Origin of the sequence: Brevundimonas sp. (assembly GCF_041688735.1) — a bacterium.
Lineage (GTDB): Bacteria > Pseudomonadota > Alphaproteobacteria > Caulobacterales > Caulobacteraceae > Brevundimonas.
Genome location: NZ_JBDNHO010000025.1, coordinates 41,709 through 50,650, shown reverse-complemented (window position 1 = coordinate 50,650; position 8,942 = coordinate 41,709). Strand labels below are relative to the sequence as shown.

Sequence of the window (8,942 nt, the reverse complement as noted above, 5' to 3'; positions counted from 1 at the left end):
CTAGGCTTACGGTCATGCCCAGCCCAAGCCCAAGCCCAAGCCCAAGCCTTGGCCACGGTCGCCGGGCGCCGCTCGCCTACAGGCCCGTTCGATCCTGACAGGGGCCGAAAACGCGCATGACCGTCACCTCCATCGCTTCCGCATCGATCTTGTAGATGATGGTGTGTCCCTCGATCAGCCTCTGTCGCGTTCCGGGCGCGGTATTTGCCGGCCATCGATCCGGCCTGAATTGGAGTTCGGCCAGGGCGCGGCTGATGCGTGCAATCCTCAACTGTGCCTTCAGCCCACTACCGGGTTGGAGCAGCCACTTCCTGATTGCGTTCAGGTCGCGTCTGGCCCGGGCGGTGAAAAAGACCGAATAGTCGGTCATCTAGCCGATAGCCGAATCTTCCAGCTCTTCCCCTGCGGCCCATCGGTCGAGCCAGTCGAGGGCTTCCTGACCACCTATAACCCGGCCGGCGGCGATATCCTCCTCAGCCTCGGCGATCCGTTCGCCTTCCCACGCCAGACGGGCTTCCCGTTCTGCGGATGTCTCGGTCGCGAGATCGACGGGGTATGTCGGGACAGGCTGGGCCATGGGAAGAGCCTATCACAACCTGCCGTCGTCGGCATCCTTCGGTTGACCCCCGCGTCACGGACAGGCATCTGTCCCTCGTCAGACGGTCGGGCGGTCGCGGCGGGGGCTTGCCCTTGTCGAGGAAAGTCCGGGCTCCACGGTGAAAAGGCGGCGGGTAACTCCCGCCCGGGGTGACCCGAGGGATAGCGCCACAGAAAGCAAACCTCCGGCCTCGCGAGGCCGGTAAGGGTGAAAGGGTGGGGTAAGAGCCCACCGCGTGCCTGGCAACAGGGACGGCATGGCAAGCCCCGCCTGGAGCAAGACCGAATAGGGACGTCGCGCGGGGCTCGCTTCGCAGGGTTCATCGCCCGAGGCGTCCGGGTAGGTCGCGAGAACCGTCCGGCAACGGACGGTCCAGAGGAATGATCGTCGCCCGCTTCGGCGGGAACAGAACCCGGCTTACAGGCCGTCTGACATTTTTTTAGAGGCCTATCGCGAGCCGCGCGGCGGCTCGCTGCTTGAGGTCGGGGGGCTCTCGCTCGCAATGCGAGGAAACCGCGCCGCCGCATTAACCATTTGGCCCCGAATATGGCGGAGGTTTGGTCCACAGCCTGTCTATACTTCGGATGTTCTGTGTATGTTCGCGGCGATACACCGCTCCGTGCCTCAATTGAGGTTAATCGGCGCTAACTAATCCCATTGAGACCCATCTAATCCCATGCTATCCCATATGTCTTGAACGGGGGATGGCGAGCGTTTGGTGGCGCTGCCGGGACGAGAGGGGCGGATCGAAGGGTCCGAGTTGGGGTAGAACGTGTTTCTCTCGACCTATGAGAAACAGCTGGACGGGAAGAGACGCCTGCTGATCCCGCAGGAGTTCCGCACCGCCGACAACGGCGCCGAGCACGGCGTCCTCTGCTTTTTCTCCATCATGTCGGATTGCCTCGAGGCCGGCGGCGACAAGCTGATGGCCGAATACGTCGCCCGCATCGAAGCCCTGCCGTTTGGCGGCGACCGTCGCACCGCGCTCGAAGAGGCTTTCTACGCCGGTCAGCGCCCGCTCGCGTATGACGGCGGCGGCCGGATCACACTGCCGGAAAGTCTTTGCCAGGACGCCGGTCTGGGCGAGGACGTGGTCATCGTCGGCCTGGGCCCCCGTTTCCAGATCTGGGACCGCGCCCGCTGGAACGCCCGCCGCGTCGCCAGCCGCGCGCTGGCCCGCGACGTGATCTCGGGGGAGGGCGCATGACCTCACCCCACGCCCCGGTCCTGCTGAATGAAGTGATCGAGACGCTCGCGCCCCGGGCCGGCGACGTGATGATCGACGCGACCTTCGGCGCCGGCGGCTACACCCGCGCCATCCTCCAGACCGGCGCGACCGTCATCGCCCTGGACCGCGACCCCACGGTCCAGTCTTACGCCGACGCCGTCGCCAACGACTTCCCCGGTCGATTCTCCCTCTTGCGCACGCCCTTCTCCGGCCTGGCCGCAGCCTTCGCCGACAGCGGCGAGGACCGGCTGGACGGGGTGGTCTTTGACATCGGCGTCTCGTCGATGCAGCTGGATCAGGCCGAGCGCGGCTTTTCCTTCATGCGCGACGGACCGCTGGACATGCGGATGTCGGCCAATTCCGACCATGGGGGCGAGACCGCCGCCGACATCGTCAACGGCTGGGACCACGGGCCGATGGCCCACATCTTCAAGCTCTACGGCGACGAGCGTCAGTCGGGGCGCGTGGCCACCACCATCCTGCGTCGCCGGGTCGAGCGGCCGTTCGAGCGCACGCTCGATCTGGCCGAGGTCGTCGAAAAGGCGCTGGGAGGCCGTCGCGGCGCGCCGATCCATCCGGCCACGCGCGTGTTTCAGGCCCTGCGTATCGCCGTCAACGACGAGCTGGGCGAACTGCGGGGCGGACTGGAAGCGGCCGAGGCGGCGCTGTCGCCCGGCGGACGTCTGGTCGTCGTCACCTTCCATTCGCTGGAAGACCGCATCGTCAAGGCCTTCCTGACCGAGCGCACCGGCAACGCCCCCGGCGGCTCGCGTCACGCCCCGGTCGCGGTCGAGACCCGCAAGCCCAGCTTCACCCTGCAATTCAAGGGCGCGCGCGAGGCGGCCGGGGCCGAGCTGACCACCAATCCCCGCGCCCGTTCGGCCAAGCTGCGCGCCGCCTTCCGCACCGACGCCGCGCCCTGGGGGAGGATCGCCGCATGACCGCGACCCTGGCCCTGAAGCGCATGTTCGACTGGAAGGTCCGCGGCGTCCGCTGGATCGAAATCATCGGCGTGGTCCTGGTCGGGGCCATGATCTTCTCAGTCTATCTGGCCAAGGCCGCCGCCGCCCGCGAGAGCGTTCGCATTTCGGGGCTGGAACGTCAGATCGGCGAGAACGGCCAGCGCGTCCGCCTGTTGCGGGCCGAGGTCGCGCGGCTGGAACAGCCCGGTCGGCTGGAGGCTTTGTCGCGCGGCGCGGGCCTGGTGCCCGTCGACGTGCATCGTCAGGCGACCGAGGACAAGCTGGCCACGCTGGCGCCCATTTCCGAACCGGCTCCGGTGGTGATCATCTCGCCGACCGCGCCGACCGAACCCGCCGTCGCTCCGGCCGAGGGGGTCGCGCGGTGAGCGTTCATGACCCCCGCGCCTGGGACGTTCCGCCGAGCCGGCCGACCGGCCCCGCCTATGCGCAGCGCCGCCGCATGCCGTCGTGGCGCTGGCTGACCGCGGCCATGTGGTGGGTCGAGCATGCCTTTGGCCGCGCCCGCGCCGACGCCCGTCCGGAAGAGGACACCCGCGTCCGCATTTTCCTGATCCTGACCGTCTTCGCCCTGGTCTTCGTCAGCCTGGCGCTGGGGGCCGCCAATGCCGCCCTGCTGGCCCCGCGTGGCGGCGTCGGTTCCGTCAACCATCCGAACGCCGTGGTCCGCGCCGATGTGGTGGACCGCAACGGTGCCCTGCTGGCCACCAACATCACCCACTACGGCCTGTACATCGATCCGTCGCAGGTCTGGGATCGTCGTCTGGCCGCGACGCGCATCAAACAGGCGCTGCCACGCGTCTCGATGGCCAAGCTGAACAAGGTGATGTCCGGCGACCGCCGCCTGATCGTCCTGCCCGGCCTGACGCCGCAGGAAAAAGTCGCGGTCCATGGGCTGGCGCTCGGCGGGGTGACGTTCGAGCCCGAGGATCGCCGGGTGTATCCGCTGGGGTCGTCGGCCGCCCACGTCCTCGGCATGGCCGACACCGGCGGCGAGGGCATCGCCGGGGCAGAGCTGGCCTTCAACACCGAAATCCGCGCTGCGGGCCTGCTCGGCGAGGACTTCCCGTTGTCGATCGACCTGCGCGTCCAGGGCGTGCTGGAGAACGAACTGGCCGCCGCCGCAGCCGAGAATCAGGCCAGGGGCGCCGTCGGCATCATCACCGACGTCCAGACCGGCGAGGTTCTGGGCATGGCCAGCTGGCCGACCACCGATCGACTGAACCGCGCGACCTCGGCCCACTATGAGATGGGTTCGGTGTTCAAGACCTTCACCGTCGCCGCCGGGCTCGACACCGGCCGGGCCGACATGGACACGCTGTTCGACGCCTCGCAGGCCTTCATGATCGGCAACCGCCGCATCACCGACTTCCACGCCACCAATCAGGTGCTGACGCTGGAAGAGGTCTATCTCCACTCGTCCAACATCGGCACGTCGCGGCTGGCCGTCGAAATGGGTCCGACGACGATGCGGGACTATTTCGCCCGCTTCGGCCTGATGGACGCCGCGCCTATCGAATTGCACGAATCGGCGCGTCCGCGCCGCCCGGGCAAATGGGACGATTCGACCCTGGCCTCGCTGTCGTTCGGCTACGGCATCATGATCACCCCGCTGCAGATGTCGGCGGCCATGGGAGCCCTGACCAATGGGGGTCGCTTCATCCCCCTGACCCTGCGCAAGGGTGGACGGCCCGGTGCTCAGGCGCGGCAGGTGGTGACGCCGCAAACCTCGCTGGCCCTGCTGGACCTGATGCGCCGCAACGTCGTGCGTGGCTCGGGCGGCCGGGCCGAGGCTGCGGGTCTGCGCGTCGGCGGCAAGACCGGTTCCGCGAACAAGCTGCTCAACGGCCGCTATGATCCCTCGCACGCCGTCGGCACCTTCGTCGCCGTCTTCCCGGCCGACGGCCCGGTCGACGCGCGCCGTTACTCGATCCTGATCCTGATTGATGAGCCGCAAGCCTATCCCAGGACCGGTGGCTTCGTCGCCGCGCCCGCCGTCGGCCGCATCGCCGACCGCATCGCGCCCTTCCTCGGGGTGGAGCGTCGAGCCGACCCCTACCGCACGGCGATGGGCGAGAGGATTCCGGCCTTTGAAGATGTTGGGGGCGACGGCCGATGAGCGCGCCCGCCGCCCCCTGGCGTCTGTCCGACCTGCTGCGCCGCGATGTGCCCGCCGACCCCGTCATCACCGGCGTGACTGCCGACAGCCGCAAGGTCGGGCCGGGTTCGCTGTTCGTCGCCCTGCCGGGCACGGCCACCGACGGGCGGGCCTACATTCCGCAGGCCCTGTCGCAAGGCGCCGCCGCCGTCCTGGCCCCATCCGACACCGACATCGGCCTGGCCCCTGTGCTGGTCACCTCGGGCGACGTGCGTCGGGCCTACGCCATCGCGGCGCGCAGCTTCTACGGCGCCCAGCCCGCGACCTGTGTCGCGGTCACCGGCACCAACGGCAAGACCTCCGTGGCCGCCTTTTGTCGCCAGATCTGGGCCGGTCTGGGCCTGCACGCGGCGAGCATGGGCACGCTGGGGGTTTTGGCGCAGTCGGGTAACGTTAATCGCGCGATAACGGGCCCGGGCCTGACCAGCCCCGACGCCGCCGACGCCGCCCGGTTGCTGGCCGATCTGGCCGTCGACGGCGTGACCCATCTGGCGCTGGAGGCCTCGTCGCACGGCATCGACCAGCGTCGTCTGGACGGGGTGTCGCTGAAGGCCGCTGCCTTTACCAACCTGACCCAGGACCACCTCGACTACCACGGCAGCATGGACGCCTATCGCGACGCCAAGCTGCGCCTGTTCGAGGCCCTGTTGCCGCGCGGCCGGACCGCCGTTCTGAACGCGGATTCCGACGCCTATTCCAGCTTCGCCGCCGCCTCGATCATGTCCGGGGTGGGCGTGATGGGCGTGGGCGAGCGGGGTCGGGACCTCAGCCTGGTCTCGCGCCGCGCCGTGCCGGAGGGCCAGCGCCTGACCATCGAGGTCTGCGGCATCACACACGAAGTCCTGCTGCCGCTGGCGGGCGCCTTCCAGGCCTCGAACGCCCTCGTGGCGGCGGGCCTGTGCATCGCCGGCGGCGAACCGGCCGACCGCGTGCTGGCCGCCCTTGAGGGCATCACGGGCGCGCATGGCCGTTTGCAGCGCATCGCCGGATCGGAACGCGGAGAGGTCTATGTTGACTACGCCCACACGCCGGACGGGCTGGAGACCGTTCTCAAGGCGCTGCGGCCGCATGCGACGGGGCGTCTGATTGTGGTCTTCGGCGCGGGCGGCGATCGCGACCGGGCCAAGCGGCCCATGATGGGCGAGATCGCGGGCCGTCTGGCCGACGTCGCCATCGTCACCGACGACAATCCCCGCTCGGAAGATCCCGCCGCGATCCGCGAGGCCATCCGCGCGGGCTGTCGCGACGCCAGGGACATCGGCGACCGCCGGACGGCCATTCGCGCGGCGATCGGACAAATGCGCGACGGAGATGTGGTGGTCATCGCTGGAAAGGGGCATGAGCAGGGACAGATCGTCGGCGCGGTGACCCATCCCTTCGACGACGCGACCGAAGCCGCCCAAGCCCTGCACCAACATGTCTGACCAGACGCCCCTCTGGACCTCCGATGAGATCGCGGCCGCGACCGGCGGGGCGTTGTCGGGACCGCCGTTCCACGCCTCCGGCCTGACCTACAACAGCCGGGAGATCGTCCCCGGCGACCTGTTCCTGGCCTTGAAGGGCGCGCGCGACGGCCACGACTTCGCCGCCGCCGCCTTCGCGGCCGGCGCGAGCGGCGCGGTGACCGAGCATGCGGTCGCGGGTGGGGCGTCCGTCGTCGTCGCCGACACCCTGCGCGCGCTGGCAGCCCTCGGATTCGCCGCGCGCGATCGCAGCCCGCAGGTCCGTCGCGGCGCCGTCACCGGCTCGGTCGGCAAGACCAGCGTCACCCAGGCGGTCAAGGCGGGACTGGATCTGGCGGGCCCGGCCCATGCGTCGATCAAGAGTTACAACAACCACATCGGCGTGCCGTTGACGCTGGCCCGGATGCCGCGCGCGACCCTGCGCGCCGTGTTCGAGATCGGCATGAACGCGCCCGGCGAGATCGCGCCGCTGTCGAAGATGGTCAGGCCTCATGCCGCCTGCGTCACCACCGTCGGCCCGGTCCACATCGAGGCTTTCGCCGAGGGTGAGGCGGGGGTCGCGGCGGAGAAGGCGGCGATTTTCGAAGGTCTGGCCCCCGACGGCGTCGCGGTGCTGAACGGCGACACGGGCTTCTCCGTCCTGCTGGACGCTGCGGCCCGCAAGGCCGGGGCGCGACGCGTGACCTTTGGGACCGCCGGCGGTGCCGACGCCCGCCTGATCAATTTCCAGCCCGATCCGCAAGGGGCGCGGGTGAAGGCCGAACTGTTCGGCAAGACGATCGATTTCACCCTCAGCCAGTCCGGCTTCCACTGGGGCCTGAACAGCCTCTGCGTCATCCTGATGCTGGAGGCGCTGGACGTGCCGCTGGAGACGGCGCTGGCGGCCCTCGCCGATTTCGAGCCGCTGGCGGGGCGGGGCCGGACCAGCGTGGTGGCCGCGCCGGGCGGGGCCTTCACCCTGATCGACGAGAGCTACAACGCCAATCCGCTGTCGATGGCCGCCGGCTTCCGCAGCCTGGGTGCCAGGCCGGTCCCCAAGGGCGGACGGCGCGTCGTGGTGCTGACCGACATGCTGGAACTGGGCGACTGGTCGCGCGCGCTGCACGAAGGCTTGTCCGCCGCCATCGCCGCCGCCGGCCTGGACCTGGTTCATGCGGCGGGTCCCGAGATCAAGCGCCTGCATGACGTCCTGCCGCCCGCCCGTCGCGGCCTGTGGCGAGAGACGGCCGCCGAGCTCGCCGCCGAGGCCGCCGATCTGGTCGCGCCCGGAGACGTGGTCATGGTCAAAGGTTCGAACGGGTCGAAGGCGTCGCTGATCGCCAAGGCTCTGTCAGACCTCGGCTCCCCCTCAAGCAGCGACGCGCCGAGCGCGGAGCGATAGGGAAACAAGATGTTCTACCTGCTCTATCTCCACTATGCCGACATCGCGAAGGACTACCCCCTGCTCAATCTGGTCCAGTACCAGACGGTGCGGGTGGCGCTGGCCATGGCCACGGCCATGATCGTCTCGGTCGCCATGGGCAGCCGGTTCATCGCCTGGATGCGGGTCAAACAGGGCAGGGGCCAGCCGATCCGGTCCGACGGCCCGGTGTCGCATCTGTCCAAGGTCGGCACCCCGACCATGGGCGGGCTGATGATTCTGGCGGGGATCGCGGTGGCGGTGTTCCTGTGGGGTGACCTGAGCAATCCCTACATCTGGATCGTCTCTGGCGTGACCGCGGCCTTCGGCCTGCTGGGCTTCATCGACGACTATGCCAAGGTGTCGAAACAGACCTCGGCCGGCCTGACCTCGAAACAGAAGCTGCTGGCGCAGGTGGTCATCTCGGTCATCGCCGGCGTGCTGACGGTGCTGTGGATGACAGCCTCGCCGACCTCCCCCAATCTTGAGACCTCGATCGCCTTCCCCTTCTTCAAGGCGGTTCTGCTCAATATCGGCTGGTTCTATGTCGTGTTCGCGGCCTTCACCATGGTCGGCTTCTCCAATGCGGTGAACCTGACCGACGGTCTCGACGGCCTGGCCATTGTGCCGGTGATGATGGCCGCGGGGGCCTTCGGCATCATCAGCTACCTGGTCGGCAACTTCATCTTCTCGGACTATCTGGGGGTCCACCATGTGCCGGGCTCGGGCGAGTTGGCCATCTTCTGCGCCGCCATCATCGGCGCGGGGACGGGCTTCCTCTGGTACAATGCGCCGCCGGCCAAGATCTTCATGGGCGACACCGGGTCGCTGGCACTGGGCGGCGCGCTCGGCGCCATCGCCGTGGCCACCAAGCACGAGCTGGTGCTGGGCATCGTCGGCGGCCTGTTCGTCATCGAGGCGCTCAGCGTCATGATCCAGGTCGGTTACTACAAGGCCACCAAGAAACGCATCTTCCTGATGGCCCCGATCCACCACCATTTCGAGAAGATGGGCTGGCCGGAATCGACGGTGGTGATCCGCTTCTGGATCGTCTCGGCCATGCTGGCGCTGGCGGGCCTCGCCACGCTGAAGCTGCGGTGAGGGACGAGTGCCTGT

9 protein-coding genes and 1 other RNA gene are annotated in these 8,942 nt (G+C 68.7%); 8 read left to right on the top strand and 2 right to left on the bottom strand.

Going from position 1 to position 8,942, the window contains the following annotated elements; translation table 11 throughout:
* Positions 1–76: 76 nt before the first annotated feature.
* Both ACESMO_RS03315 and ACESMO_RS03310 read right to left on the bottom strand, forming a co-directional pair.
* Complete coding sequence (locus ACESMO_RS03315) at positions 77–370, bottom strand: type II toxin-antitoxin system RelE/ParE family toxin (protein ID WP_372706757.1); 294 nt, start codon at positions 368–370, stop codon at positions 77–79.
* The gene (locus tag ACESMO_RS03310) at positions 371–577 is read right to left on the bottom strand and encodes a hypothetical protein (protein WP_372706756.1); all 207 of its coding nucleotides are present in this window, start codon (positions 575–577) and stop codon (positions 371–373) included.
* A gap of 78 nt (positions 578–655) precedes the next feature.
* Between ACESMO_RS03310 and rnpB the strand changes: the two genes are divergently transcribed.
* From rnpB to mraY, 8 genes are all read left to right on the top strand, one after another.
* Positions 656–1,034: RNase P RNA component class A (rnpB, locus tag ACESMO_RS03305), an RNA gene on the top strand.
* A gap of 336 nt (positions 1,035–1,370) precedes the next feature.
* Positions 1,371–1,805 (top strand): division/cell wall cluster transcriptional repressor MraZ, encoded by a 435-nt coding sequence (locus ACESMO_RS03300; RefSeq protein WP_372706755.1) that lies wholly within the window; start codon positions 1,371–1,373, stop codon positions 1,803–1,805.
* Entirely contained in the window at positions 1,802–2,767 is a 966-nt protein-coding gene (gene rsmH, locus ACESMO_RS03295) for a 16S rRNA (cytosine(1402)-N(4))-methyltransferase RsmH (RefSeq protein ID WP_372706754.1), read from the top strand. The genes ACESMO_RS03300 and rsmH overlap by 4 nt, the downstream gene beginning before the upstream one ends.
* Positions 2,764–3,174: a cell division protein gene (locus ACESMO_RS03290; RefSeq protein WP_372706753.1), complete on the top strand. Its 411-nt coding sequence runs from the start codon at positions 2,764–2,766 to the stop codon at positions 3,172–3,174. The genes rsmH and ACESMO_RS03290 overlap by 4 nt, the downstream gene beginning before the upstream one ends.
* 74 nt (positions 3,175–3,248) lie before the next feature.
* Positions 3,249–4,925 (top strand): peptidoglycan D,D-transpeptidase FtsI family protein, encoded by a 1,677-nt coding sequence (locus ACESMO_RS03285; RefSeq protein ID WP_372706759.1) that lies wholly within the window; start codon positions 3,249–3,251, stop codon positions 4,923–4,925.
* On the top strand, positions 4,922–6,388 hold the full coding sequence (locus tag ACESMO_RS03280) for a UDP-N-acetylmuramoyl-L-alanyl-D-glutamate--2,6-diaminopimelate ligase (RefSeq protein ID WP_372706752.1): 1,467 nt from the start codon (positions 4,922–4,924) through the stop codon (positions 6,386–6,388). Before ACESMO_RS03285 ends, ACESMO_RS03280 begins: the two co-directional genes overlap by 4 nt.
* The gene (murF, locus tag ACESMO_RS03275) at positions 6,381–7,808 is read left to right on the top strand and encodes a UDP-N-acetylmuramoyl-tripeptide--D-alanyl-D-alanine ligase (protein WP_372706751.1); all 1,428 of its coding nucleotides are present in this window, start codon (positions 6,381–6,383) and stop codon (positions 7,806–7,808) included. The genes ACESMO_RS03280 and murF overlap by 8 nt, the downstream gene beginning before the upstream one ends.
* Positions 7,809–7,817: 9 nt before the next feature.
* Positions 7,818–8,927 (top strand): phospho-N-acetylmuramoyl-pentapeptide-transferase, encoded by a 1,110-nt coding sequence (mraY, locus tag ACESMO_RS03270; RefSeq protein WP_372706750.1) that lies wholly within the window; start codon positions 7,818–7,820, stop codon positions 8,925–8,927.
* The last annotated feature ends 15 nt before the right edge of the window (positions 8,928–8,942 follow it).

Bases quoted from the DNA above. Each gene is read 5' to 3' on its own strand.
- ACESMO_RS03315 (WP_372706757.1), bottom strand. From the start codon at position 370: ATGACCGACTATTCGGTCTTTTTCACCGCCCGGGCCAGACGCGACCTG.
- ACESMO_RS03310 (WP_372706756.1), bottom strand. From the start codon at position 577: ATGGCCCAGCCTGTCCCGACATACCCCGTCGATCTCGCGACCGAGACA.
- rsmH (WP_372706754.1), top strand. From the start codon at position 1,802: ATGACCTCACCCCACGCCCCGGTCCTGCTGAATGAAGTGATCGAGACG.
- ACESMO_RS03290 (WP_372706753.1), top strand. From the start codon at position 2,764: ATGACCGCGACCCTGGCCCTGAAGCGCATGTTCGACTGGAAGGTCCGC.
- ACESMO_RS03285 (WP_372706759.1), top strand. From the start codon at position 3,249: ATGCCGTCGTGGCGCTGGCTGACCGCGGCCATGTGGTGGGTCGAGCAT.
- ACESMO_RS03280 (WP_372706752.1), top strand. From the start codon at position 4,922: ATGAGCGCGCCCGCCGCCCCCTGGCGTCTGTCCGACCTGCTGCGCCGC.
- murF (WP_372706751.1), top strand. From the start codon at position 6,381: ATGTCTGACCAGACGCCCCTCTGGACCTCCGATGAGATCGCGGCCGCG.
- mraY (WP_372706750.1), top strand. From the start codon at position 7,818: ATGTTCTACCTGCTCTATCTCCACTATGCCGACATCGCGAAGGACTAC.